Here is a 269-nt window from a genome sequence, read left to right on the forward strand (position 1 = left end):
ATGATGTACGACATTTCTTTGGGCAGCTGATAGCTATTGCTTTCGACGCGTCTACGCATTTTTTCTAGTGTGCCTAACGGTTGGTCAACAACGAAGCTGTTGGCGAGCCATGCCGGTAGGTCTCCGCTAGGATCAGCATGCGTTTCATATTCGACAAAAATATAGCCATCACCTTGTGGTGTAAAGCGCCAATAACCTGTTAGTTGTGTGACAGGTACACAGTCTTCGTGATTTTGCTTTACGGCTGTGCTGGCTTCGAAAGTCATCGT

Annotated in this window: 1 pseudogene; it reads right to left on the bottom strand. The window is 46.8% G+C overall.

What is annotated here, in order from left to right:
- Positions 1 to 269, bottom strand: a pseudogene (locus A3761_RS27055) (hypothetical protein); the annotation flags it as partial.

It is taken from the genome of Oleiphilus sp. HI0123 (assembly GCF_001635315.1).